Raw genomic sequence first — 24,817 nt, forward strand, 5'->3', positions numbered from 1 at the left:
TACAGTATGTGACAAAAAGAAGCTGTCCAATTCATTAGGTTGGACAGCACTCTTTCTATGATGAAATCGAGATATCATTCATAGAAAAGAATATGAAAGTTAATATCTTGTCCACATCTATATTAAGAGCGTGCTTGAATTTGTTGAGCACTATACTCATGAATAAGCGCCGTTAAACGTTTTAACACTTCTGGATCTACCTCTGGGAATACACCATGACCTAAGTTAAAGATGTGCCCTGGCATTTCTAAGCCTTGATCGATAATATCTTTCGTGCGCTTTTCAATAATTGACCAATCAGCAAGTAATAGTGATGGATCTAAATTCCCTTGTACTGGCTTAGTTATACCGTTAGCACGAGCTTCTCTAATTGGTAAACGCCAATCTAAGCCAACAACATCTATCGGTAAATCATTCCACTCTTTCGCTAAATGACTTGCACCAACACCAAACTGAATAAGTGGCACATTTTCTTTTTGAAGCTCTGCAAAAATACGTGTCATAATTGGTTTAATGAACACACGATAGTCTTCAACATTTAAAGCACCAACCCATGAGTCAAAAATTTGGATAGCTTTTGCTCCCGCTTCGACTTGGGCTGAAACATCAGAAATAATCATGTCAGCTAATTTATCCATTAATGCAAACCAAGCTTGAGGCTCTGATACCATAAATGACTTTGTTTTATTATAGTTTCTTGAAGGACCCCCTTCAATCATATAGCTTGCCAGAGTAAATGGCGCACCTGCAAAGCAGATTAAAGGTACATTCAGTTGTTCTTCTGTTAACATTTTTATCGTTTCTAAAACGAATGGTGTATGTTCTTTCGCATTGAATTCACCTAGTTTTTCTATATCAGCGACTGAGCGAATAGGATTTGAAATTACAGGACCTACGCCTGCTTTGATTTTTACATCTACTCCAATACCAGGGAGTGGTGTTACTATGTCTTTGTATAAAATCGCTGCATCAACATTGTAATTTTCTACTGGTAATCGCGTTACATATGCACAAAGCTCAGGTTGAAGTGTAATTTCCTCTAAAGAATACTTTTCTTTAATCGCACGATATTCTGGCTGAGATCGTCCTGCTTGTCGCATATACCACACTGGTGTATGTTCCGTTTTTTCTCCCCGTGCAGCACGTAGAAGAGTATCATTAAAAGTTGTCATGAATAGTTCCTTCCCCTCAATAAAATTCATATAGTAAAATTCTCTGATTTAATTCGTTATTATTGATATCCGTTTTCAATAGTAAACGCTTCCTCTGTTATTGTATAGTTTTCATAGGGAAATGTCATAAAATTGTTCTTTCTATAGGATTTCTTTTTTGACAAAGCTATATACTTCCATTTAAATGGAGATAATCACGCTATATTATCATTTCCGCCTAAGCGTACTAGTTGCTTTCGCGTAGATAACAGTGGGTCTAAGTAGTGCTACAAGCACAATTCATTCCTTTTAAAAGATGAACATTCATAAGGAGGACAATAGTTATGTATATTTATTTAACTTCTGGTACAGGTGATTTTTTAGAGCAGTTAAAGAATAAACATCCAAACGAGGCGTTGACTTTAATACACGGAGAAGGTAACTCTGTGCTTATACATGAAACCAATGGAAAATCTATATTTGCCACACCTCGTAAGTTTGAAGTGCTAGATTCTGTAAATGCTCTAGAAGAACGAGGCTTCTTTGTTTTCAACAATATTCCTGTGACAGATGAAGGTCGACCAGTTTTTGAACATCGCTTTTTAAATCGAGCACGTGCTATAGAAGATGAACCAGGCTTTGTAGCATTTCGACTACTTCGTCCATTAAATAGTGAAACATACATTGTCATGACACAATGGAATGGTCCTCATTCATTCGAAGCATGGAAAAGCTCAAAGGCCTTTGCATCAGCACATGCTGAACGCAAAGAATCAACAGGCGTGAATCAACAAAACATTTTCTCAGCAGCTTCCTATGTCACAACCTATAGTGCCGCTCCAAAAGAAGACAACGAAGATTAGTTGAGGTGCGCGAGTGTGTGCTGCTCTTCCGCGGTTATTTCACCCGGAAGCACGGGTATTCTCTGTTCTTCCGCGGGTATTTCACCCGGAAGCGCGGGTATTCTCTTCTCTTCCGCGGGTATTTCACCCGGAAGCGCGGGTATTCTCTTCTCTTCCGCGGGTATTTGCCTGGGCGCGGGAATTCATTACTTTTCCCAAGGATATTCTTTATGAGAAACGTTTACCCTCTATTTATCCAGTTTGTAAAACTATTATGTTATTAATAAAAATCTAGGATAATCCGTTTAAGGAGGTTTACTATGAACCAACATCTACTTGAAAGAATTGATGCTCATTTTGATGAAATGGTGGCGATTCGCCGTCATCTGCATATGCACCCGGAGTTAAGCTTTCAGGAGCAAGAAACTGCTAATTATATTATTCAATATTATAAGAAACTCGGCGTACCGGTTGAAGCTAATGTCAGTGGTCACGGTTTAATTGCGCGGATTAAGGGGAGCAAGCCAGGCAAAACGATTGCCTTACGGGCAGACTTTGATGCTCTTCCTATACAAGATGAAAAAGATGTACCATACAAATCAACTGTGTCTGGTGTTATGCATGCTTGCGGGCATGATGGTCATACAGCTACTTTGTTAATTATCGGTAAGCTATTGTGGGAAATGCGCGATGAGCTAGTAGGAGAATATGTACTAATTCATCAACATGCTGAAGAGGTTGATCCAGGTGGAGCAATTGGGATGGTACAGGCTGGTGCCTTGGATGGCGTTGATGCTATTTTTGGTACACATCTTTCTTCTAACCATCCTACAGGGATAGTTGGCTACCGCGTAGGGCCGACGATGGCCGCTGTTGATAGTTTTGAAATAAAAATTCAAGGTCAAGGCGGTCATGGCGCGCATCCGGATCAAACAAAAGATGCGATTGTTATTGGCTCTCAGCTTGTTATAAATTTACAACAGCTTGTCGCACGTCGTGTTGCCCCAACCGAATCTGCTGTTTTGTCGATTGGTTCATTCGTGGCATCTAATGCCGACAATATTATTGCCGATACAGCTTACTTAAATGGCACAATTCGAACGTTTAATAAAGATGTTCGTGAAACGATGGAACGTGAGTTTAAACGGGTTATCCAAGGTACAGAAATTGCGCATGATTGTACAATTGAACTGAATTACCGTCATGGCTACCCTGCGGTTGTAAATCATGAGAAGGAAACACTCTTTGTGCGTAATATCGCTCAGGATATTTGCGATGTTACTGAGATTGAAGCAACTATGGGGGCTGAAGATTTCGCTTATTACTTAGAAGAAAAGCCAGGTACATTCTTCTTCACGGGAGCCCGCCCAGCTAAATATGCACCACACCATCATCCTAAATTCGATATAGATGAAAAAGGGATGCTCATTGCTGCAAAGGTATTAGTATCAGCAGCACTAGATTATCAATTAGTAGAATAGAAGACAAATGCACTGGAGAGCCCGAAGCAAAAGTAGCGCTCCACCACTTAAATCTCTCTTTAACAAAAATAAGCTCATTTCTCCAATTCTATTATTGGAAAAATGAGCTTTTATAATTTGCTGAACACCATAACGTGGGTTGATTTCCGTTCCGGCTAGGCGCTTTCCTGGGGACGTCCGTTAATCCGCTGGAGCTACAAGGTTGTTGATTATCACAAGACGTGATGCTCTTAGCCTTTGATCCCCTATTCTGTGACGCTAATTTCCAAAGAGACGCCCGGTCTCCACTCCCATCAATTTATTCAACGGCATATGTTTTAACTAAATTCATTACCCTATGGTGATATGCTTAAATTTCAAGACTTCGAGGCTTTAGAAGTCAATTCACTCACAACCAAAATGATTATAAAAGTAACATAAAACATCGGCTGTGTGATACCACATAGACCCACTATAATCGCTTGCGTTATCATTGCAAGACGCACAATTTGATTGACTGCTACCTTACGTGCTTCATCCGATAAAGGATAAAGCATGTCCATACGAAATTCACCGCTTGATAATAAAGCTGATTTTAATTGAATAGTTGTAGCAAAGCTCAATGCACCTGCAATAATCCATGTAACGACTGGGATATCTACAAAGGCTGCAATAGCAGCTGAAATTACTGTTAATCGGAGCCATAAATAAAAATGATCATCTGTTCGGACGAATGTACGGAACACTAAGTACTTTTGGGCATTGTCTTTCTTGTATGCCACAAATTTATAAAGCCAATCAAGCCAACCACGACGACGGATACTACCTCGCAAATGTGGAACGTCCGTGAAATAATTAGCAAAGCGATAGAAACTCATCATGCGATTTTGTTCCAGCTTTACAAAGTGCTCGTACGGAATAGGCTCACCAGCACATTTTTTTCTAAATATTACAATATACACACATCCAACTGCAGCAGCAACAGTAGCTAAAATAAGCTGCATTTGAAGCGCCATGTACACAGTAATACCAAAGATAACAGCTCGAATTAGCCTGTCCACCCAAATCATTTGACCACGTTCACTAAAACGATAACTAAATTCACCTTGCACGCTAAAATACTTCAATATAATAATAAGTAGAAATACTGACCAAATTTCAGATGTTGTTAATTCAGTAACAGCCTTAAGTAAAGGGATGCTTACGATATAAACAATTGCCACAATCCAAACCTGTGACCAAAATGTCCACGCTAACGCCTTTTTAAAATAATATGACATTTTCGATTCTAAAGGTAATAAATACACTTGGTCTGGCTCTCTCAAAAGTGAAGTTGGACGACTAAATGCTAGTAAAATCCCCACTGCCACTGCAATTAAAACCTCTGCCGGAAAATCAGACTGTACAATTTTCAGCCATTCACTATATTGATAGCCCCCTGCTCCAATAAGAAATACTAGTACAATCGCTATATGCCCCGTAAAAATAAATCGCATATATTTTTGCACTTCACCTATATAGTGCATAAAGCGAGAGGACCATACATCACGCAAGTTCTTCATGGTCGCGCTCCTTTGTCATTGCAATATATAAATCATCCAATGTCGCATGTGGCATCGCAAATGCCTTGCGTAAATCCTCCATTGACCCTTGTGCTCGCACGCGTCCTTCATGCAATAAAATGATACGGTCACAATGCTTTTCAGCGGTCGATAAAATGTGCGTAGACATTAAGATAGAAGCGCCTTCTTTTTTCTTTTCATCCATCTGATCAAGCAAGGATTGAATCCCAAGCGGGTCGAGTCCCACAAAAGGTTCATCAATAATGTAAAGACTTGGATTGACTAAAAAGGCGCACATAATCATAACCTTTTGACGCATACCTTTTGAGAAATGCGATGGGAACCAATTCAGTCGTTTTTCCATTCGAAATTCCTTTAATAATAATTGCGAACGAGCTTCAAGTGTTGCTTCATCTAGACCATAAGCCATCGCCGTTAATTCTAAATGTTCACGTAATGTTAGCTCATCATATAACACAGGTGTTTCAGGGATGTAAGAAAATGCTGTACGATACTTGTCCGTATTTTCCTTTAACGTCACACCATTTAAACGTATGTCTCCTTCTTTTGGAAGCATCGTTCCGATGATATGCTTAATCGTTGTACTTTTACCAGCTCCATTTAAGCCAATTAAGCCAACAAGCTCTCCTTTTCCAATCGAAAATGATAAATCTTTAATAACCGGCTTTCTTGTATAACCACCTGTCACATGTTGTACCTCTAATACCGTCATACCATCACTCCTCTTCTCGTTTATATTTTATCAAAAATTAGCAAATGATACAGTTATGAGTATGATAGAATGTATGTACATATATAATAAGGAGGAATTTTCGAATGAGCGATTGCCTATTTTGCAAAATCATTGATGGATCCATCCCAAGTACAAAAATTTATGAAGACGAACATGTCTATGCATTTACTGACATTTCACCTGTAGCGAAGGGACATACCCTATTAATTCCAAAGCATCACTGTAAGGACCTATTTGAGATGCCTGAGGAAGTAGCTCGTAATTTATATGCAGCTGCACCCAAAATTGCGAATGCTATAAAAGCTGCTTTTAACCCAATTGGACTTAATACGATTAATAATAATGGTGCTGCAGCTGGACAAACTGTTTTCCACTACCACTTACATTTTATTCCTCGTTACGATGAAAAAGAAGGCTTGGGATTAAATTGGCAAACACAAAAATATACACCAGAGCAATTATCTGATGTTGCGGAAAGCATTAAAGCCAACCTTAAATAATTTCTTATTGCAATTTAAAGATTTATATCGTACACTCACAAATAAGTTTCGCTAACGGTCATGAGGACACGTTAGGAGACAAAAAAGATTAGCATAGTCGAGGAGAGATTAGAAATGAATACAAAGAATTTAGTATTAATGGCCCTTTTAGTCGGTGTTGGTGCTACACTTTATGTGGTCACACCAGGTATGGTAAACGGCATGAAGCCTGATTTCATGCTAACAATGATGTTTATTGGCATTTTATTGTTCCCTACTGTTAAAGAAACATTCTTACTTTCTTTAGCAACCGGTGTACTGTCAGGTTTATTTACAACGTTTCCAGCTGGTCTTGTTCCAAACATTATCGATAAAGCAGTAACGGGCTTTGTTTTTTTAGCGATTTTAATTGTGCTAAAAAAATTGGCAAGCAACTTTATAGTATCTGCTAGCTTAGTTGGCTTAGGAACAATTTTATCTGGAACTGTCTTTTTAGCAGTAGCACTTTTTGTATTCAACGCAAATGTTGGTGCAACATTCGCTGTACTGTTTGTAGGGGTTGTATTACCTGCTGTAGCATTTAATGTCATTGCTTTTGCAATTATTTATCCTATAGTTGCAAAATTAGTGAAACGCTCTAAATTCCAAACAGCTATTTCAATTTAATAAAAGGTGCATACAATTAGAAAATACACCTTTATCTTCAAAAGAAACTAAACCGTGATTCAAAACCACTCGTTTAGTTTCTTTTTTATTTTTGTATATTTGCATTTCATGGTTTAATAGTAGGTAACACATGATAATTACAGGAATGAGGTAATCGATATGAAAGCAAAACCATTTTTATTTGGACTTGGAGCTGGGATCGTCGGTGGTACAATCGCTGTACTTCTTTCAACTCCTCAATCAGGACAACAATTACGCGCTAATTTGCGAGCAAATGCTGAAAGTACAAAGGACAAACTTTTGGATGTAAAACAGCAAGCAGGCACAGTAAAACAATCTGTTCATTCGCTTACTAATGAAATAAAAAATAATATACCACTAATAATAAATGATTTAAAACAAACTATTACTACATTCACTGAAGAAATAGAACCTTCAAAAAATAACTTACAACAAGAAATAGATGCATTACAGAATTCAATAAGCGAAATCGAGAAAAACGTTGCACAATTTACAGAAAAAAAGAAAAAACCGCAAGAAAAAGTTAGCGACTAAAGTCCTTTCCGATTAAATAAGATTATATATTTTTATTAATTTCTATTGGTAAAATGTTATTTTTTAACCACTTTTCAATTTTTTAATTTTTCTAACTTTAAACTTTTTTCCTTTATTGCTATAATATTTTTAAAATGTTAAAGAAAGCAGTAGGTGATGGCTTTGTCAGAGGAATTGTACACTCAAAAAGAAGCGATGCTTTATAGTCAAAGAATTGCGCAAATATCAAAAGCCTTATGGAAAGCAGTTGAAAAAGATTGGCAGCAATGGATTAAACCCTACGATTTAAATATTAATGAACATCATATTTTATGGATTTCGTATCATTTAAAAGGGGCTTCAATTTCTGATGTGGCGAAATTTGGAGTAATGCACGTTTCCACTGCATTTAATTTTTCAAAAAAATTAGAAGAGCGTGGATTCCTTAAGTTTTCAAAGCGTGATGACGACAAGCGTAATACGTATGTTGAGTTAACAGAAGCAGGTACAGAACTTATTGTTGAAATGAATAGCAATTATCATAATACTTATCATTCTGTGTTAGAAGGTTCATTAGCTTTAAAAGACTTATACGGTCGTTTCCCAGAATTTTTAGATGTTATGGCTGTTATTCGCAATATATATGGAGAGGACTTCATCGACATTTTTGAGCGTTCTTTCCAGCACTTCCGTGAATCCTTTGACACGATCGAAGAACGTTCAACTGTAAAAGGATAAAAGTGAAACTACTAGGCTTTTAGCGTTAGTTGTTCGTAATCTAAACCTAATGGCCGTAAAAGCTTATAATTAAAGAGGTATTTCAGAAATATTTCTGAGATACCTCCTTTTTCTTGCATTCTAATATAAATCAATTTAAATTAAATAGACCATTCATATTACGGAGTTGATAATCATGCATTGTTGGAAAATATTAAATCTGGAACATCATTACGGAACAACGCGTATTATGATCATGTCTGTACTTGTTTTTTTTACTGTCTTTTCGCTTTCCTATGTGACATTTAATTTATTTAATGATGAGCACTATACAGATCGTTTGTTTTGGCTTTTTGTTATTGCTATATTTGCAATTTACCCAATTCATAAATGCTTACACTTTCTAGCATTATATGATTTACGTCAGCAATTAAAATTGCGTGTGCGTACCCAATTTTATGTTATTCCTGTTCTTCACATGCGTATCCGTGAACCTTTATCGAAAAACCGATATATTTTAGCTTTACTTTCACCATTTATAGTACTAAATACAAGCATTTTATTGGGTACACTACTATTCCCTGCGTATACTCATTATGGTACATTACTTTTAGCTTACCACTGTAGTCTATGTGTAATAGATATTCTATATGTAAAATATTTATTAAATTCACCTAAAGACTCCCAGATTGAGGAGACGCCTAAAGGCTATGAAATTTTAGTGCCACCTACTATTCACTAAATTGCTTGTACTTGTGTTTTATTAACGTTTTTTGTTATGCTATTACTATTGAAAGAGGGGAGGAATAGACTTGCTGTTAATGATTGTAGTTCTATTCTCGGTATTCTATTTATTTCAAATAAACCGCATGACTTATGCGCTGTGCATGCGACGTGAAATTCCCGAAGAAAACCAACCAAAAGTATTCCGAACTATAAATATACTTATTACAATTTTACTTGTCTCATTTTATATTGAAGTTTTATATGCAGTATAGTTAAAAAGAAAAGTGATCCGCGCCAGTCAACGTTCAGAGGTAAATCGAACGCCTTATGTGACCGCGCGATCTGATCAATTATATTTAATGGAACGTGACTTCAAGTGGACTGCGCGAATGCCTTTACATTGTTAAAAAAAGCTAAGGAAATTAAACCCTTAGCTTTTCGTTATTTTTATTAATTAGTATAGGAACGCTGCACCAACAATAATTAATAAAATAAATAACACAACTAATAAAGCAAAGCCTGAGCCTGAGCCGTAGCCGCCGCCACCACCGTATCCTCCGCTGCCCATAACTTCACCCCCTTTCTTTTCTATATCCTATGCGCTTGCAAATATGAAATATAGGCTATACTCAAGGGGAACCATTTTGTTTTTAAATCGTTTATGTTATAGTAAAAAATGGGACGAAACCATATAAGGAGAGAATATCCACTATGAAAAAGACAGTTTTATCTTTAACATTAGCTGCTTCAGTATTAGCACTTGGTGCTTGTAGCGGAGACGACAACAAAACAATCGCAACTTCAAAAGTAGGTGACATTACAGTTGCTGACTTTAACAAAACATCAAAAACTTTAGCAGGATCTCATATAATTCAACAAATGATGACTGAAAAAGTATTATCTGATAAATACAAAGTATCAGATAAAGAAATCAAAGAGGCCTATGACGCAACTGCTTCACAATTCGGTGATAGCTTCGCCGATGCACTGGCTGCAAGTGGCTTAACTGAGGAAGGCTATAAAGATGCTTTACGTATTGAACTTCTTTCAGAAAAGGCTTTACAAGAAAAAGCGTTTAAAGAAGCAGATGTAAAAAAACATTATGAGCAAATGAAAACTGAGTTAAATGCTCGCCATATTTTAGTAGCAGATGAGAAGACAGCTAAAGAAGTCATTGCTAAAATTAAAGGTGGCGCTTCTTTTGCGGATGTAGCAAAAGAATACTCAACTGATACTACCTCTGCTCAAAATGGCGGAGAGCTAGGTTGGTTCTCTGTTGGTGCAATGGTAGATGAATTTAATGACGCGGCTTATGCCCTTCCTTTAAAAACATTAAGTGAACCAGTTCAATCAAGCTTTGGTTTCCACATTATTGAAGTTACGGAAAAGCGTGATGTAAAAGGTGTTGGTTCATTCAAAGACGAAGAGAAAAACATCCGTACACAAATGCTAGCTAAATTAAAGCAAACAGGTGAAGATCAACAAATTCTTAAAGATATCGTTGCAAAAATGGCAAAAGATGCTGATGTAAAAACATCTGATAAAGAATTAGAACCTGCTATTGAAGCTCTTACAACAACAAGTGAGGAGCAAGCTAAAGCTGCTGAAGAAGCAGCTAAAAAAGCTGAAGAAAAAGCTCAAAAAGAAAGTAAAGACGACAAAGAAAAAGATTCTGAAAAATAATCTTACTAGTTGTTACTTTACTATATGAAAAAGGGTTACGCCGATACAGGCGTAACCCTTTTTATACAAAAATGTCTGCTAAATGAAGAAAAATGTAATCCCCAACCTTTGAATTTACTATATAGTCGGTTTATAAAACGATCGATTATCAAGTGGAAATAGTCTTTCCGTAAATTCGCCTGGCGCTGTTTTGCCTAATGCTCTTGTTAGCATGTTCATCTTCGCATCAATATTATCAATATAATGTAAGATTTCCGCTTCTTGAATCATCGGTTTTTTAGGGCTACCCCATTCTTCTTTACCGTGGTGAGATAGTACCATATGTTGCAATAGCATGACTTCCTCGCCCTCGATTTCTAGTTCACTAGCAATCTTGGCTATTTCATTGACCATAATAGTAATATGACCAAGTAAATTCCCTTCAACCGTATACATTGTTGCAACAGGTCCTGATAATTCAACTACTTTACCAATATCATGTAGAATAATCCCTGCATATAACAAATCTCGATTTAACGTAGGATATAAATCAGCAATTGCTTTTCCTAGTCTCAACATGGACACCATATGATCTAATAGACCAGATGCATAATCATGATGATTTTTCGTAGCAGCTGGATAGACTAAAATAGCATCCTGATGTTTTTTAATAGCTGTACGTGTAATTCGTGATATATTCGGATTTTTAATATCAAAGAAAAATTGCGTCAATTCTTCATATAGTTCTTCTTTTGGAGTTGCCGAGGAAGGAACTAAATCATTAATAGCAATTCCCTCCTCTGGTTTTGCAACACGGATTGCCTTGATACGTAATTGATTTTTGCCACGATAGTCATGAATTTCTCCACCTACACGGACAATTGCTTCAGCGTGATACATTTTTTCATGATCTTCATTTGTATCCCATAGCTTTGCTTCAATATCTCCACTTTTATCTTGTAATAACAGTGACATAAATGGCTTTCCGACTGTGGTAACCCCTTTTGTCGCCTGTTTAATTAATAAAAATTGATCGACTGTTTCTCCAACCTGGAGCGTCGTAATACCCTTCATGTTGACGCCACTCCCCTTTCATTTGCTAGTGCTCCTACATCGACAATTTGGTCTTTCTGCCAATGCTCGAGCATCGCGTCATGGCAAGTAAAATATAAAATTTGACGTTCATATCCTACTTCTTTCATTAATTGTACCATTTTGTCTGTACGGTTTCGATCAAAATGGACAAAAGGATCGTCCATAATAAATGGAAATGGAGCAGAGGTTGTTAGCGTTTTTGCTAGTGCCATACGCAACGAAATATAAGCTTGCTCCTTTGTAGCCTGTGATAATTCTGCCATTTGATAACGTAATCCAGAAACATCCTGTGCAACAAAATAGCCTTCATCGTTTATTAAAAGCTTATCGTAACGCCCACCTGTAAACGTATTAAATATTGCATTAACTTCTGTCAAAACATGAGGTAGTTTTTCTTCTCTTAGGCTGAACAATGTTTCATGGATCGCAGTAGCCAATGCTTTTTTTGAAGCCCATTGTCCTATCAGCTGTTGCAACACTGATTTCTCTTCTTCAAACTGTTGAAGCAACTGGCCATATTTCTCGTCATTTAGAAGATTCTCCTTTTGGATTTGCAGTGTCGCACGTTGTTCTAAGCAATGATCGATCGCTACCTGCATTGTTCCTCGTTCTTCTTCTAAAGTAAGCAGTTTTTCATTTAGCTGTTCCTCTTCTAGCAGTGACTGCTTGTTGTCTACATTTAGCGAGGCTAGCTGACTCTGAATGGCTTGAAGTTCTGTTTTTATTTGTTGTTGTTGCTCAAATTGTTCATGTGTTTCATAATAGCCCTTCTCTGTTTGTACATTCGCAGCATTAAATAACTGAGTAATTTCAGACTCATAGCTGTCTATATGTGATTGCACTCCTTGCATTTTAGTCTGCAGACTAGTCAACTGCTCTTTTGCTTGTTGGGATATTTGTTGCTCCTGCTGTAAAGTAAGAAATGTAGTACGTAAATGCATAAAGATTTCTTGCTCACTATATTCTGTCTTTAAGACTCGCTGTATCTGTTCTAGTAACTCGTTTTTCTCCGCTTGTATCGTTTGTAAAAGCGTAAATGTACTCTTCTTTTTTGCTGCCAACTCTTGAGCACCACGAATGCGCATAAACAGTTCTGGTAATAATGTTTTCGGTATATTTCCCTCTAACCGATAGCGCCCTAAAAAATGGTGGAGCAACTGAGTAGCCTCTTCACTTACATGCTCAGCCCGTTGAATTTTATATTCAAGTTTCACATATTGACGTTCTTTTTCTTGCTGTTGCTCATTTGCATGCAACAATCGATCCTCAAATTTTTGTTTTTTTAGCAGGATAGTCTGAGCAATATTTTCCTCCTGCTCTAACTCACGCATTTGCTGACTCTGTTGTTTACTCGGCGCTTCATGAGCTTGTCTAGCAAATTTTAAATATAAAATAATGATGAGTGACATAACCGCTCCTACAACAATAACAGCCATATTTTTTTCCATAACACCATAGATACACGACAGTATACTTATAGCTAATACAATAAATATAAAAATACTTGGTTGTTGTTGTTTCGAGCGTTGTGACCTTCCATAACGCAATTGTTCAAGCTTTCGCTTACGCTGTGGCCACTGTGCTAAAATATGTTCTTCCTCCGTAATTAATGACTCCTGGTGAAGCTGTTGTTGCAGTTGAGCAATTGTATCTAATTCTGCATGTAGTTGCTCTAACGAACGCAAATGAAATTTCAGCTCTTCTTCTGCTTCTTCCAATAGGCTTAACTGTTGTTGAAATTGTTCCTCTTGCTGTAATGATACGGTTTCTTCAAGCAAAATATCTTGCGCTGTTTTTTCCTGAACACCTAATAAACGGAACTGAGCTTCTATTTCTTGCTCGATTAAATACAGCTCATCCATTAAGTTCTGTTCCTTTACAACTAACTGATTCCATGTTGCTTCCTTGTTCACAAGACGAGACATCTCAGTAATAACTTGCTCGTCCACTGTTAATTGTAGCTTACGTTGCAGTCCCTGATACTGATCCTTCAGCTGCTCCATTTGCAGTGTTTCATGCATAAGTCGATCCTTTAATTGCTCATAGCGTCGGATCCCTTCTGGAGGAAACTGCACATGTTCATAGCTTTTTTGCGTCTGTTCGAAAGACTTTTGCTGCTTTAGAAGTGGCATAGCCTGCCTCAAAATTGTGAGTTGCTCCCAATTTTGCTGCTCTGTTTTTTGTTGACTATATAAGCCCTCTAGCCTTAAATCGAGCTGCTGTAATTGTAATAATTTATCCTCAAAGGTCTGAATATTACCTTGCTCTTGTTTAATCGTACGTTCTAGCTTTTTTAAATGCTCCAATTTTTGATTAATGAGTGGCACTTTGCCTGCTTTTTTAAAAAGCTCACTAGCATCTTTGTCCAATTTCTTTTCTAGAGTTGATAGTTGTTGTATCCCAGTTGTTCCAGAGGCAAGTAACAAATGTGTTAGCTCCTCCTCTGACATTTTTTCAATGCCCTGTAGCTCGTGTAATGAAAAGGAGAAAATAGACTCAAAGGAGGCTTTTGAATAACCATATAATAGCTTTGCTAAAAGCTCCTCATGCCCCATTGTTCCGTCTTCTAAATAGACCGTAACATCTCCAGCTGCCTTTCCTTTCATACGTTCGATCGTGCATTGCCCATACGTTGGATGCCAAATCGTCAGCTGACCACCGAATTTAGTCGATGCTTTCGGCTCATATTTACGTTGTGCCTGTTGCCTCGTAGGAAATCCAAAAAGCATTTGTAAAATAAACTGTTGAATGGTCGTTTTCCCCGCTTCATTCATACCATAAAAAATGGTAACCCCTTCGCGTAAAGTAATGGTGATATTTTCATGCTTTCCAAAGCCATAAATTTGGATTTTTTGTATCGTTAGCATGTTATTCACGCCCTTTGAATTTCTTCTGCTAATAATTCTTGTGCGTCGTGCATTAAATTTTTAATGTCTTGCTCTGTTAAAGGTTCAATCAGCCTTGCACCGCCAGCATGTTGGTATAGTTCCTTTAAAATATCCTTCCATTCAGAAATATCCCATTCCTCCATTAAATTCATCACGGATTCAGTCGCAGCAGTATGTTCATACAATATGGACGCTTGATGTAACACGAGCTTTTGCACCCAGCACATCGGTTCAATTCCATCCTCGGCTTCTCGAATAGTTTCTAGCCATGCGTCAACTGTAGCATGTTCAAATAAAGATTGTGATTGTTCATCTATATTTTTCAAATGAAGTTCAACAACAGACGCCCCAAACTCTTGACGATTAAGCATCAAAACTTCTTCACATTTTTTAAGTAGTTCATTTGCATGAAACACATTCGCACAATCAACCTCTACCGTGTTATAAACAACAGCAGATGTCGGTACAAATTCCAAATCTGTAGAGGATTGTGACAAAGTTACGTCATAGAAACCCTTTATCCCTTGCTCTTTCCGATGTCGGCTTTGAATATTGCCTGGATAAACAATCGGTGGATTTTGATGTAAAAATTGTCGTTTATGAATATGTCCTAAAGCCCAGTAATGATAGTTTTTTTCAAGCAGTTGATCTTTTGTGAAAGGAGCGTAAACAGCATGTGAAGTATCGCTAGCCTCACTACCGTGAAGCATACCAATATGAATAACATGCTGGTCCTGTGCAACAGGATAACTATCAATCATTGATTTCGTTATATGACGGTCACTATAGCTGAAGCCATAAATATTGACTTGTTGACCACGTATGTTTAATTGCACAACACTAGTTTCAGCTGGTAACTCATAGACATTGCTCGGTAAAGCAAAACGCGTCCAAGCACCATTTAAGTGATCATGATTCCCATAACTTAAAATGACAGGGATATTATGCTGAAAGAGTTTTTCCATAGCCTCTTGAAATCGTCTTTGTGCTTGTAAACTTCGATTTTCACCATCATATATATCACCGACAATCAGTAAGAAATCAGGTTTCTCCTGAATAGCCTTTTGAATAATTTTATCAAAAGCTTCGAAAGTACTTGTTCGAATCTTTTTGAAATTTTGCTCGGGTAAACCAAATAAGCCCTTAAATGGACTATCTAAATGTAAATCCGCCATATGGAAAAAACGAATTGCTGACATCCAACCACCTCAAGTATTAAATAATCTATACCTTAACTTCATTCTTTTTCACTCGCAACGCAGTAAATTATTGAGTACATCGGAATCGCCGATTTTATAATTTATCAATTTTTACGTACCTCATTTTTATAATGAGACATTCGTGAATCACGCCAGAACCGAATATTTGTTCTATTTTATCATAATTCCCACTAGATGAGAAATGTATTCAACAAATATTCATTAATAGTATTGCCTTAAACTTTCCACAACTTTCATAATTTATCGAAATATTCGCTAGTTTTACCGTGAAGTTTATAAATCTTCTATGTATAATAGATATATATTTAAGTAAAGGGTGGGGTTTGTATGGAGAATTATCGCTTTACGGCTTTTGAAAAAACTGGGGAAACATTATTTGATGAAACTTGGACATTCGAAAACGATGAGGCTGCAAAAATCAGCGGTTTACAGCAGATCGAAGAAAAAGGTGTTGCCAACAAAACTCATCGTCTTGTTAACTCTTCGGGTAAATTAATCTTATTTCATGTCTAAAAATGGCTAGTAAAAGGCACGTAGTACAATTTACTACGCGCCTTTTAGGCCAACAGATGTTTTTTGCGCAAAATCGTAGCGGTAGCAACATGATGTTGGTCACTCAGTTATTGCCACAGGACGTGGCGGGTGTTTGGACACCCAATGAAAGAAGTTAAATCTATTTTCCTACAAAAGCAGGTGCTCTTTTCTCTACAAATGCATGAATTCCCTCTAAATGATCCGTCGTTTTACGCATCGCTTCTTGCCCCGCTGCTTCCATAGATAAAATACTCTCTAGTTGCGGTAAATTTTGAGCATGTAGAATTTTTTTAGTCGTAATCATCGATGCAATTGGAGAAGCAAGCATTTTTCCTACTAGTTGGTCAGTAATCGCAAAAACAGTCCCATCTGGTGCAACGTAGTCAATTAACCCTTCATCATGTGCTTCCGATGCAGTTAGCACCTTTCCTTCCCAAATCATTTGTTTAGCTTTGACTGTACCCACACGTTCCTTCATAAAGAAATGGCCACCACCATCAGGGATCAGCCCTATGCCGATGAAGTTCATAGCAAGCTTACTATTTTCACATGCCACCACTATGTCTGCCCCTAGCGCTAGACTAAAGCCTAATCCAGCTGATGCTCCATGAACCGCTGCAATGACAATCATCGGTAGCTGGTAATATGCTTTGACAATACGTGTTAAGTAAACCATTGCCTCATTAATATTAAGTGGCTTATCTGGATCTAGCATCGCTTTAATATCGCCACCTGCTGAAAAGACTTTTCCTTCTCCGCGAATAACGAGAATTTGTATTTCTTGTTCTTGCTGTAGTGCCTCAAAGCATTCTGCTAGTTCGCGCATCATCACGTCGTCCATAGCATTCATGGCATGTGGACGATTTAATGTTAATGTTGCACGGCGTTCTAATTTCTCTAATGTAATCGTTGAAAATTCCATCCCAACACCCCCAAATATGAATAGTCATTCACTATGTACTATTCGTGTTTTTTTAGAAAACTCCTTCTATCCTACGCAAAATTGCACTTGTTATGCTATATTTAATGACGAATATTGATTTAAAGGTGGTTAATAATTGTGACACAGAAAGACTATCGTGTATTACTTTATTATAAATATATAGCTATTGAAGACCCTGTGGCATTCGCAGAGGAACATTTAGCACTTTGTAAAGATATCGGGCTTCTTGGTCGTATTTTAGTTGGCTATGAAGGCATTAACGGAACCGTTTCAGGTACAGTCGAGCAAACTGATGCTTACATGAATCATATGAAGGCAGATCCTCGTTTTAGCGACATTATGTGGAAAATTGATGAAGCTGAAGAGGATACCTTTAAAAAAATGCATGTTCGCCCACGTCGAGAAATTGTGCACCTTGGTTTAGAAGACGATATTAATCCTTTAGAAATAACAGGCGATTATTTATCACCAAAGGAATTTATGGAACGTATGCAGGAAGATAATACGGTAGTTATTGATGCACGCAATGATTATGAATATGACCTTGGACATTTCCGTGGCGCTATTCGTCCAGATATAGAAAACTTCCGTGACTTACCAGCTTGGATGGAGGCCCACAAAGAAGATTTTGCTGACAAGAAAGTTTTAACTTACTGCACAGGTGGTATCCGCTGCGAAAAATTCTCTGGCTGGTTAAAACGTGAAGGCTATGGAGAAAGTGTTGGCCAATTACATGGTGGTATTGCCACGTATGCTAAAGATCCTGAAGTAAAAGGCCAACTATGGGATGGGCAAATGTTCGTCTTTGATCGTCGTCGCAGTGTACCCATTAATCAGGTTGAGCATGTGATTGTCGGTAAGGATTTCTTTACTGGTGAACCGACAGAACGTTATACAAACTGTGCAAATCCTGAATGCCATAAATTAATGCTTTGCGAGGAAAAGCATGAGGCCTTTTATATGCGTAGCTGTTCAGACGGATGCCGCCGCGCAAAACGTAACTTCTTCGTTGAAGAGAATGGTTGGACAAAAGAGCAAATTGAGGAACAAATCGCTAAAATCGCTCAAGTTCAAAATTCTTCTTTATAAGAAAAAAGAGCATCATCCATTTTGTGGTGATGCTCTTTCATATTTTTGAGGATTTATTCATTGTCTGTAAAGGAATAAACTTAATCGACATACCCGAGCGATTTTCCACACTTAAATTTCCTTCATTCTCCTTTTGCTAAGTAACGCCCTACCTGACGACCACTAAATAAACAACCTCCAACAAACGTCCCCTCTAATGCACGGTACCCATGTACACCGCCGCCACCAAAACCACTAACTTCTCCAGCTGCAAATAAACCTGGTACAGGCTGACCATCCGCACCTAACACAGCACCATTCAAATTCGTCTGTAAGCCCCCTAATGTTTTACGCGTTAAAATATTTAAGCGAACCGCAATAAGTGGCCAATTGTTAGGATCTAATATTTTATGGGGCTTCGCAACGCGCACAAATTTATCACCTACATAGTTTCTTGCGCCATGAATAGCATTAACCTGTAAGTCCTTTGAAAATTTATTGTCCATTTCACGATCCCTTGCTAAAATTTGCTCTTTTATTTTGATAAAATCGAGAAGGTCATTGCCAGCCAATTTGTTCATTCCATCAACTAATTCCTTTAAATCATTAGCAATAACAAAATCTTCACCATAATTTTTAAATGCTTGAATGGGAGCAGGTGGCCCTGGCAAAACACGTTTCAGAACATCCATAATACTTTTATTTGTTAAATCAGGATTTTGCTCAGAGCCCGATAAGGCAAATTCTTTTTCAATAATTTTTTCCGTTAAAATAAACCATGAGTAATCATAGCCAGTTTTTTGAATGGCTTCTAATGTACTTAACGTATCAAAACCAGGAAAATTAGGTGCTTTAAATCGATTGCCCTCTGCATCAAACCATAATGATGAAGGGCCCGGCAAAATTCGAATACCGTGATTGGGCCAAATAGGGTCCCAATTTTTCAAGCCTTCTGTATAATGCCACATGCGGTCTCGATTAACGATACGTCCACCGGCATGCTCCGTAATTTCTAACATTCTACCGTCTACATAAGCAGGTACACCACAGACCATATTTTTCGGTGGTGTTCCAAGTCGTGTTGGCCAACTTTTTCTAACTAAATCAAAATTTGCACCTATTCCACCGCTGGCCACAATAACCGCTCCAGCTTCATAAGAAAATTCACCTATGCCCAATCTAGAGCTTTTTTCACCACGGTTTGCATAGCTTTGCGCCAAAACTGTTCCACTAATCCCCGTTATCCTTCCATCTTGTTGCATAAATTCATCTACACGATGTCTTGGTTTAAAATCTATAAAACCATTCTTTATGGCCTTTTTCACTTTTTCAACAAAAGGCTTTACAATACCTGGTCCGGTTCCCCAAACGATATGGAATCTAGGTACTGAATTACCGTGGCCGCCTGCTAAGGATCCCCCTCGTTCTGCCCAACCGACGACTGGAAAAAACTTAATTCCCATAGACTTTAACCAGCTATATTTTTCACCAGCTGCAAAATCTACATAAGCTCTAGCCCATTTGTATGCCCACGAATCTTCATCCTCCAAGCGATCGAAGCCAGCCGTTCCTTGCCAATCCTGCCACGCAAGCTCTTTACTATCTTTAATACCAAGCCTTCTTTGCTCGGGTGAATTCACTAAAAAAATACCCCCAAAGGACCAAAATGCCTGTCCCCCCATTGAATTTTCAGGTTCTTGATCTACTAATAGAATTTTTTTCTTTGCATCCGCTAACTCACAGGCAGCTACTAACCCTGCCAATCCTGCACCGACAATTGCTACATCATACATCATTCTACACCCCCTAAAAATCAATCTTCCTTACTTACATTCTTCTCTAATTGACGGTTTACCTTCTACACATCGTAATTTTGACAAAATTGTGACAAGAAAAAAATGTTCGCTTTCCTCCACTAAACAAAGAAAGTTTCCATCGTATAATTTTCGACCTCAAATATTTGTTAAACGTGCATGTAATCTGACTTAACATATATCGGTAGCGCTTTCATTGCCCTCTCTTGAAACACGAACAATTAATTATGTTCAATGAATAAACGTTCGTATTTGGTTGTATTTCAGACATCTGGAGTCATGAATTTTAATCTTTTTCAGAAATAATGTTGACAAAGGTGAACAATAAGGATTATGATGTTAACAATTAAATCACACGAAAATATAACGACGGAGACACGCTAGTCGCTAGAAAATCCAAAGAGAGCTGATGGTTGGTGTAAATCAGTGATTTCTACGATAATAGTTCCACTCCTGAATAGATAAGCCGAACATCTCCAAAGTAAGCTTATCCGTCACATGCACGTTACGCATATAGCTAAGACTGCTAGAAATTTTTTAAGCAGTGATTAAGGGTGGTACCGCGAACCAATGTTTATTATGCCTTTCGCCCCTTACAACACAATATTTGTGTTTGTAAGGCGCGGAGGGCTTTTTTATTGTTCATTTCTACAAAGGAGATTTGTATAGTATAAGATGTACTATCTCCGTAAAATTCAGACTGTTTTGTCTATAAAGAACACTAACATTTTTTAATTAAAAGGAGCTAATTACAAATGACTACTGCAACAAAGGCAATTAACGTATTTATCGCTGACCCACTAAGTGAAGATGGTATTTTCCCACTACGACAAGAACAAGACCTAGACTTAAATATCATTGTTGATACTGGTCTTGCACCAGAAGAATTAATCGCAAAAATTGCAGATGTAGATGTTTTACTAGTACGTTCTCAAACAACGGTAACACGTGAAGTAATTGAAGCGGCTAAAAACTTAAAACTTATCGGACGTGCTGGAGTAGGTGTAGACAACATCGATCTAACTGCTGCAACTGAACATGGGATTATCGTTGTAAATGCACCAGACGGTAACACTAACTCTGCTGCTGAGCACACTATTGCCATGATGACTTCACTTGCTCGTCACATCCCACAAGCATTCAATACACTTAAAAATGGTAAATGGGATCGTAAATCTTATGTTGGGGTTGAGCTTAAAAATAAAACTTTAGGTGTTGTAGGCTTCGGTCGTATCGGTGTTGAAGTTGCATATCGTGCAAAAGGTCAACGCATGAACGTTATGGCATACGATCCATTCCTAACAGATGAACGTGCTAAAGAATTAGGGGTAACAAAATCAACAGTTGAAGAAATTTGTGCAGCTGCAGATTTCATTACAGTACACACACCACTTCTTCCTGAGACACGCAACCTAATTAACAAAGAAAAATTCGCTATGATGAAAAATGGCGTGCGTATCATTAACTGTGCACGTGGCGGTATTATCAATGAGGATGATTTATATGATGCAATCGTTGAAGGTAAAGTAGCTGGTGCTGCTCTTGACGTATTCGTAACTGAGCCAGCAACAGATCACAAGCTACTTACTTTACCAGAAGTAATTGCAACACCTCACTTAGGTGCATCTACAATTGAAGCACAAGAATCAGTAGCGGTTGACGTTTCAAACGACATCATTAAATTCTATAAAACAGGTACTGTAACTAACCCAGTGAACATGCCATCTATTCCAAAAGAGTTGCTTGCACAAGTGGAGCCTTTCTTTGAATTAGCTGAAAAACTTGGTTCATTCTTATCTCAACTAACAACTGAGCCTGTGAAAGAAATCAACTTATCTTATGCTGGTGAAGTTGCAAATTATGATGTTCGTCCATTAACATCAAACGCGTTAAAAGGCTTATTATCTAAAAATCACGGTAATCATGTTAATGACGTAAATGCCCGTTACCTATCTGAACGTATCGGCATGAAAATAAATGAGCATAAAACAACAACTGCTAAAGGCTTCACTAGCTTAATTACGATTGAAATTAAAACAGTTAACGAAACACATACAGTTGCTGGTACATTATTAAATGGTTTAGGTGCACGTATTGTTAAAGTAGAAGACTATGTTGTTGACGTTATTCCACAAGGTCACCTTCTTTACATTAAAAACACAGACAAACCAGGTGCAATCGGCCGCGTAGCAACGAAGCTAGCAGAAAAAGATGTGAACATCGCAACAATGCAAGTTGGTCGTGCACAAGTTGGTGGAACAGCTGTCATGATGTTAACAGTCGATAATGCTGTATCAGAAGAAGATCTAACATTCGTTGCACAGCTTGAAAATATTGATGAAGTAAGAGCGATTAACCTATAATAGATTAATTGATAGAGGCCGGGACATAACTGGTCAAAACCTTAAAAAGCGTGAGAAATCAATTTTAGAAACGTTGATTTCTCACGCTTTTCCGATGTGGAATTTTTTAAATTTGTCGTAAAAACATACTTATGTCCCAGCCTCTTCTTATTTTTTTGGTACATCACAATAACGTTAGGTTGATGTCCGTTCCGACTGAGTGCTTTCCTGGGGACATACGGCGGGCAGCGAAAGCGAAGCGACAGCAACATGGTTTTGACTGTGCGAAAGCGAAGCGACAGCAACATGGTTTTGACTGTGCGAAAGCGAAGCGACAGCAACAACAACATGGGGTTTATCTGTGCGAATTGTTAGGGAAAATCGGATATGTTAAAATAAAAAAATATTTCGAAGCAATGATTTTGAAACCATTGGTTGCTTTTAAAAGTTTTATATCGTTTTAGGAGAGTAGCAATTATGAAAAAAAATATAATCTACTTTGCAATAGGAAGTAGTATTTTATTATTGTTTTATACAGTATTTAAGCTTATCGGGAATGAATCTTCTAAGTTAGCATTAATAACATATGGGTCATTTACAGTCATCTTTATTTATTCACTCATTTATTCATTCCAAAAAAAATGGGTTCCAATTATTATTCAATTAATAACACTACTCATAGTACTTGTAGTGCCACCATTGATTAGAACAGAAGTGAATTTTTATTTTTATAAAGATGATAGAGATGAAATCATTAGTATGTTAGTCAATGGGGAAATAAAAAAAGAAGCAAATAGATACGGAGCTAAAGGTTTTTACTCGTATTACACTCCCCCGCAATATATTGATGCGGTTAAATCTGAGACGATCAGAGTAGGTATGCATTCGAAAGATCATTTTTTTGTCTATTTCCAATCAGCTGAACCCCCCTTTATGGATATGCAGGGTTTACAGGAAGGATTTATTTTTTCATCCACAGGTAAATTTCCGACTGCTAAAGAGTTTGATTATTATAGTGATTACAAAAAAATAGATGATCACTGGTATTTCGTATCAAGTGATGTTAACAGATTTGAGAAATCATGTTTGTTTTTATGTGAATAATTAAGTAAGAGATAAGAAGTTGACATTCAGTAGGAATTTTGAGATATTACTCACTTATTCAAGTGTATATAGAAAAAGCGTATTTTGATCAATCTTTTTTCAAAATACGCTTTTTCTATTTGCTTGGAGAGTTCTGCGGGATGAGCTTGCGCTAAAAGCACTGCAGAAAGCGTCAACTCGGAGTGAAAATCAACCCTTGTTTATGAATACACCCAAATCAGTACATTTTAGCTTATAGCTTATTTACAAGTTCTAATAATGCAGTTAAAGAATCAACTTCATATGTTGGTGTAACAACGCCATTTGGCGCATTGTTTTCACGATTAATCCAAACGTTGCGCATACCAACACGGGATGAGCCTAAAATATCAGTATTTAAATTATCTCCAACCATGATCGCATCGTCTGCTGTAATACTTACCTTCTCCATTACATGTTCGAAAATAGAGGCATCTGGTTTCCCTTTGCCAAAGTCCCCAGAGATAATGATATGGTCAAAATATGGGGCGATTTCTGGTGTTATTTCAAGCTTTAAATTTTGTAAACTTGGTGCTCCATTTGTCAGTAATACGAGTTGATACTTTCCTTTCAGCTTATCTAGCACATCAAAAGTATCTTCATATAAGAATGGAGACACTTTACGCTCTGCCACAAAGCGCTCCCCTAGCTCCGCCCCTAGTTGTGTATCATCCATGCCAAGAGCCAATAAGCCTTTTGTCCATGCTTCTGTACGATAGCCTGGTACGATGTTTTTCATTTTCTGGAAAGATTCTGTTGGATCATCGAATGTTCCCCAAAGTCCTTCAAATGGGTTAATGCCGATTAACACCGTGTAATCATATGTTTCATAGCCTTCGTAAAGTGCACGTGCTTCTTTACGCACAGCGTCCTCAAGCTCAGCCGGATTCACATTATGTAGTGTTGCTGCGTATTCACATGTTTTTTCAAATGCTGTTTTAACGGATTTTTTATCCCATAATAGCGTATCATCTAAATCAAAAATAATTGTGTTAATTGACATTGTGTCAGCTCCTAGCTTCCTATTAGTATAATTATTTTAGCATATATTCAAAATATTTAGCATAGCGTTTTTAGTTTTTCATGCTTCGATTTGAACAGCAAAAATTTAGGCTCATCACCATAACGTAGGGGTGATGTCCATTCCACCTGGGGTCGTCCCAATTGCAATGAAAATCATGACATACGCTTTTACAAATGCCATCCCTAACTTTAAGTGATGAGCCTAATCCTAGCCT

The 24,817-nt window shown here is 37.5% G+C and carries 23 protein-coding genes and 1 other annotated feature; of the genes, 13 read left to right on the forward strand and 10 right to left on the reverse strand.

All coding sequences use genetic code 11. The features are described from left to right. Window positions 1-122: 122 nt before the first annotated feature. Window positions 123-1,172 carry a uroporphyrinogen decarboxylase gene (hemE, locus tag ACQKN4_RS14250; RefSeq protein WP_427483996.1) on the reverse strand — a complete coding sequence of 350 codons (1,050 nt, stop codon included), beginning with the start codon at window positions 1,170-1,172 and terminating at the stop codon, window positions 123-125. Window positions 1,173-1,495: 323 nt separating this feature from the next. Here hemE and ACQKN4_RS14255 point away from each other — a divergent pair, with 323 nt between their 5' ends. Together ACQKN4_RS14255 and ACQKN4_RS14260 are read left to right on the forward strand one after the other, a co-directional pair. After that, entirely contained in the window at window positions 1,496-2,014 is a 519-nt protein-coding gene (locus ACQKN4_RS14255) for an antibiotic biosynthesis monooxygenase family protein (RefSeq protein WP_079563340.1), read from the forward strand. Between the two features lie 299 nt (window positions 2,015-2,313). Next, window positions 2,314-3,474, forward strand: coding sequence for an amidohydrolase (locus ACQKN4_RS14260; protein WP_427483997.1), 1,161 nt, complete (start codon window positions 2,314-2,316; stop codon window positions 3,472-3,474). Between the two features lie 356 nt (window positions 3,475-3,830). Here ACQKN4_RS14260 and ACQKN4_RS14265 read toward each other — a convergent pair whose 3' ends face one another. Both ACQKN4_RS14265 and ACQKN4_RS14270 read right to left on the reverse strand, forming a co-directional pair. Then, a complete protein-coding gene (locus tag ACQKN4_RS14265; RefSeq protein ID WP_427483998.1) occupies window positions 3,831-5,015 on the reverse strand; it encodes an ABC transporter permease in 1,185 nt (394 codons plus the stop codon). Beyond that, window positions 4,999-5,748, reverse strand: a complete 750-nt coding sequence (locus ACQKN4_RS14270) for an ABC transporter ATP-binding protein (protein WP_079563337.1) — start codon at window positions 5,746-5,748, stop codon at window positions 4,999-5,001. The genes ACQKN4_RS14265 and ACQKN4_RS14270 overlap by 17 nt, the downstream gene beginning before the upstream one ends. A 104-nt stretch (window positions 5,749-5,852) precedes the next feature. Here ACQKN4_RS14270 and ACQKN4_RS14275 point away from each other — a divergent pair, with 104 nt between their 5' ends. The 6 genes from ACQKN4_RS14275 (at window position 5,853) to ACQKN4_RS14300 (ending at window position 9,163) form a co-directional block, all read left to right on the forward strand. Then, a complete protein-coding gene (locus ACQKN4_RS14275) occupies window positions 5,853-6,269 on the forward strand; it encodes an HIT family protein (protein ID WP_079563336.1) in 417 nt (138 codons plus the stop codon). A gap of 114 nt (window positions 6,270-6,383) precedes the next feature. Beyond that, a complete protein-coding gene (locus ACQKN4_RS14280; RefSeq protein ID WP_079563335.1) occupies window positions 6,384-6,914 on the forward strand; it encodes a tryptophan transporter in 531 nt (176 codons plus the stop codon). A gap of 159 nt (window positions 6,915-7,073) precedes the next feature. Next, the gene (locus tag ACQKN4_RS14285; RefSeq protein ID WP_079563334.1) at window positions 7,074-7,469 is read left to right on the forward strand and encodes a YtxH domain-containing protein; all 396 of its coding nucleotides are present in this window, start codon (window positions 7,074-7,076) and stop codon (window positions 7,467-7,469) included. Between the two features lie 156 nt (window positions 7,470-7,625). Beyond that, complete coding sequence (locus ACQKN4_RS14290) at window positions 7,626-8,186, forward strand: HTH-type transcriptional regulator Hpr (protein WP_079563333.1); 561 nt, start codon at window positions 7,626-7,628, stop codon at window positions 8,184-8,186. 175 nt (window positions 8,187-8,361) lie between these two features. Next, entirely contained in the window at window positions 8,362-8,907 is a 546-nt protein-coding gene (locus ACQKN4_RS14295) for a DUF3267 domain-containing protein (RefSeq protein ID WP_079563332.1), read from the forward strand. A 70-nt stretch (window positions 8,908-8,977) separates the two neighbouring features. Beyond that, entirely contained in the window at window positions 8,978-9,163 is a 186-nt protein-coding gene (locus tag ACQKN4_RS14300; RefSeq protein WP_079563331.1) for a hypothetical protein, read from the forward strand. Window positions 9,164-9,345: 182 nt separating this feature from the next. Here the strand turns inward: ACQKN4_RS14300 and ACQKN4_RS14305 are convergent, their stop codons facing one another. Next, window positions 9,346-9,459: a YjcZ family sporulation protein gene (locus ACQKN4_RS14305; RefSeq protein ID WP_079563330.1), complete on the reverse strand. Its 114-nt coding sequence runs from the start codon at window positions 9,457-9,459 to the stop codon at window positions 9,346-9,348. A 143-nt stretch (window positions 9,460-9,602) separates the two neighbouring features. On the opposite strand from ACQKN4_RS14305, the gene ACQKN4_RS14310 reads away from it, so the two are divergent. After that, on the forward strand, window positions 9,603-10,574 hold the full coding sequence (locus ACQKN4_RS14310; RefSeq protein WP_427483999.1) for a peptidylprolyl isomerase: 972 nt from the start codon (window positions 9,603-9,605) through the stop codon (window positions 10,572-10,574). Between the two features lie 117 nt (window positions 10,575-10,691). Here ACQKN4_RS14310 and yhaM read toward each other — a convergent pair whose 3' ends face one another. From yhaM to ACQKN4_RS14325, 3 genes are read right to left on the reverse strand one after another with little or no spacing between them, the layout of a single operon-like run. Continuing rightward, window positions 10,692-11,627, reverse strand: a complete 936-nt coding sequence (gene yhaM / locus ACQKN4_RS14315) for a 3'-5' exoribonuclease YhaM (RefSeq protein WP_079563328.1) — start codon at window positions 11,625-11,627, stop codon at window positions 10,692-10,694. After that, entirely contained in the window at window positions 11,624-14,515 is a 2,892-nt protein-coding gene (locus ACQKN4_RS14320) for an AAA family ATPase (protein WP_427484001.1), read from the reverse strand. The genes yhaM and ACQKN4_RS14320 overlap by 4 nt, the downstream gene beginning before the upstream one ends. 5 nt (window positions 14,516-14,520) lie before the next feature. Next, window positions 14,521-15,735, reverse strand: a complete 1,215-nt coding sequence (locus ACQKN4_RS14325; protein WP_079563326.1) for a metallophosphoesterase family protein — start codon at window positions 15,733-15,735, stop codon at window positions 14,521-14,523. Between the two features lie 348 nt (window positions 15,736-16,083). On the opposite strand from ACQKN4_RS14325, the gene ACQKN4_RS14330 reads away from it, so the two are divergent. Then, window positions 16,084-16,269 (forward strand): YhzD family protein, encoded by a 186-nt coding sequence (locus tag ACQKN4_RS14330; RefSeq protein ID WP_079563325.1) that lies wholly within the window; start codon window positions 16,084-16,086, stop codon window positions 16,267-16,269. 160 nt (window positions 16,270-16,429) lie between these two features. Here ACQKN4_RS14330 and ACQKN4_RS14335 read toward each other — a convergent pair whose 3' ends face one another. Further along, window positions 16,430-17,212: an enoyl-CoA hydratase gene (locus ACQKN4_RS14335; protein ID WP_079563324.1), complete on the reverse strand. Its 783-nt coding sequence runs from the start codon at window positions 17,210-17,212 to the stop codon at window positions 16,430-16,432. Between the two features lie 138 nt (window positions 17,213-17,350). Here ACQKN4_RS14335 and ACQKN4_RS14340 point away from each other — a divergent pair, with 138 nt between their 5' ends. Then, window positions 17,351-18,322 carry a rhodanese-related sulfurtransferase gene (locus tag ACQKN4_RS14340; protein WP_427484002.1) on the forward strand — a complete coding sequence of 324 codons (972 nt, stop codon included), beginning with the start codon at window positions 17,351-17,353 and terminating at the stop codon, window positions 18,320-18,322. A 122-nt stretch (window positions 18,323-18,444) separates the two neighbouring features. Here the strand turns inward: ACQKN4_RS14340 and ACQKN4_RS14345 are convergent, their stop codons facing one another. Beyond that, window positions 18,445-20,097, reverse strand: coding sequence for an FAD-binding dehydrogenase (locus ACQKN4_RS14345; RefSeq protein WP_079563322.1), 1,653 nt, complete (start codon window positions 20,095-20,097; stop codon window positions 18,445-18,447). Window positions 20,098-20,472: 375 nt separating this feature from the next. Next, window positions 20,473-20,712 (forward strand) — a binding site (T-box leader). 158 nt (window positions 20,713-20,870) lie between these two features. On the opposite strand from ACQKN4_RS14345, the gene serA reads away from it, so the two are divergent. Next, window positions 20,871-22,478 carry a phosphoglycerate dehydrogenase gene (gene serA, locus ACQKN4_RS14350; protein WP_094075119.1) on the forward strand — a complete coding sequence of 536 codons (1,608 nt, stop codon included), beginning with the start codon at window positions 20,871-20,873 and terminating at the stop codon, window positions 22,476-22,478. A 456-nt stretch (window positions 22,479-22,934) separates the two neighbouring features. Beyond that, window positions 22,935-23,561, forward strand: coding sequence for a hypothetical protein (locus tag ACQKN4_RS14355; RefSeq protein ID WP_079563319.1), 627 nt, complete (start codon window positions 22,935-22,937; stop codon window positions 23,559-23,561). 232 nt (window positions 23,562-23,793) lie between these two features. Here ACQKN4_RS14355 and ACQKN4_RS14360 read toward each other — a convergent pair whose 3' ends face one another. Further along, window positions 23,794-24,582: an HAD family hydrolase gene (locus tag ACQKN4_RS14360; protein WP_427484003.1), complete on the reverse strand. Its 789-nt coding sequence runs from the start codon at window positions 24,580-24,582 to the stop codon at window positions 23,794-23,796. Between the last annotated feature and the right edge of the window lie 235 nt (window positions 24,583-24,817).

The sequence above is a fragment of the Lysinibacillus sp. NPDC093692 genome, assembly GCF_050280125.1.
In the GTDB taxonomy this organism is placed as follows: Bacteria; Bacillota; Bacilli; order Bacillales_A; family Planococcaceae; genus Lysinibacillus.

Bases quoted from the DNA above. Each gene is read 5' to 3' on its own strand.
- hemE (WP_427483996.1), bottom strand. From the start codon at position 1,172: ATGACAACTTTTAATGATACTCTTCTACGTGCTGCACGGGGAGAAAAA.
- ACQKN4_RS14255 (WP_079563340.1), top strand. From the start codon at position 1,496: ATGTATATTTATTTAACTTCTGGTACAGGTGATTTTTTAGAGCAGTTA.
- ACQKN4_RS14260 (WP_427483997.1), top strand. From the start codon at position 2,314: ATGAACCAACATCTACTTGAAAGAATTGATGCTCATTTTGATGAAATG.
- ACQKN4_RS14265 (WP_427483998.1), bottom strand. From the start codon at position 5,015: ATGAAGAACTTGCGTGATGTATGGTCCTCTCGCTTTATGCACTATATA.
- ACQKN4_RS14270 (WP_079563337.1), bottom strand. From the start codon at position 5,748: ATGACGGTATTAGAGGTACAACATGTGACAGGTGGTTATACAAGAAAG.
- ACQKN4_RS14275 (WP_079563336.1), top strand. From the start codon at position 5,853: ATGAGCGATTGCCTATTTTGCAAAATCATTGATGGATCCATCCCAAGT.
- ACQKN4_RS14280 (WP_079563335.1), top strand. From the start codon at position 6,384: ATGAATACAAAGAATTTAGTATTAATGGCCCTTTTAGTCGGTGTTGGT.
- ACQKN4_RS14285 (WP_079563334.1), top strand. From the start codon at position 7,074: ATGAAAGCAAAACCATTTTTATTTGGACTTGGAGCTGGGATCGTCGGT.
- ACQKN4_RS14290 (WP_079563333.1), top strand. From the start codon at position 7,626: ATGGCTTTGTCAGAGGAATTGTACACTCAAAAAGAAGCGATGCTTTAT.
- ACQKN4_RS14295 (WP_079563332.1), top strand. From the start codon at position 8,362: ATGCATTGTTGGAAAATATTAAATCTGGAACATCATTACGGAACAACG.
- ACQKN4_RS14305 (WP_079563330.1), bottom strand. From the start codon at position 9,459: ATGGGCAGCGGAGGATACGGTGGTGGCGGCGGCTACGGCTCAGGCTCA.
- ACQKN4_RS14310 (WP_427483999.1), top strand. From the start codon at position 9,603: ATGAAAAAGACAGTTTTATCTTTAACATTAGCTGCTTCAGTATTAGCA.
- yhaM (WP_079563328.1), bottom strand. From the start codon at position 11,627: ATGAAGGGTATTACGACGCTCCAGGTTGGAGAAACAGTCGATCAATTT.
- ACQKN4_RS14320 (WP_427484001.1), bottom strand. From the start codon at position 14,515: ATGCTAACGATACAAAAAATCCAAATTTATGGCTTTGGAAAGCATGAA.
- ACQKN4_RS14325 (WP_079563326.1), bottom strand. From the start codon at position 15,735: ATGTCAGCAATTCGTTTTTTCCATATGGCGGATTTACATTTAGATAGT.
- ACQKN4_RS14330 (WP_079563325.1), top strand. From the start codon at position 16,084: ATGGAGAATTATCGCTTTACGGCTTTTGAAAAAACTGGGGAAACATTA.
- ACQKN4_RS14335 (WP_079563324.1), bottom strand. From the start codon at position 17,212: ATGGAATTTTCAACGATTACATTAGAGAAATTAGAACGCCGTGCAACA.
- ACQKN4_RS14345 (WP_079563322.1), bottom strand. From the start codon at position 20,097: ATGATGTATGATGTAGCAATTGTCGGTGCAGGATTGGCAGGGTTAGTA.
- serA (WP_094075119.1), top strand. From the start codon at position 20,871: ATGACTACTGCAACAAAGGCAATTAACGTATTTATCGCTGACCCACTA.
- ACQKN4_RS14355 (WP_079563319.1), top strand. From the start codon at position 22,935: ATGAAAAAAAATATAATCTACTTTGCAATAGGAAGTAGTATTTTATTA.
- ACQKN4_RS14360 (WP_427484003.1), bottom strand. From the start codon at position 24,582: ATGTCAATTAACACAATTATTTTTGATTTAGATGATACGCTATTATGG.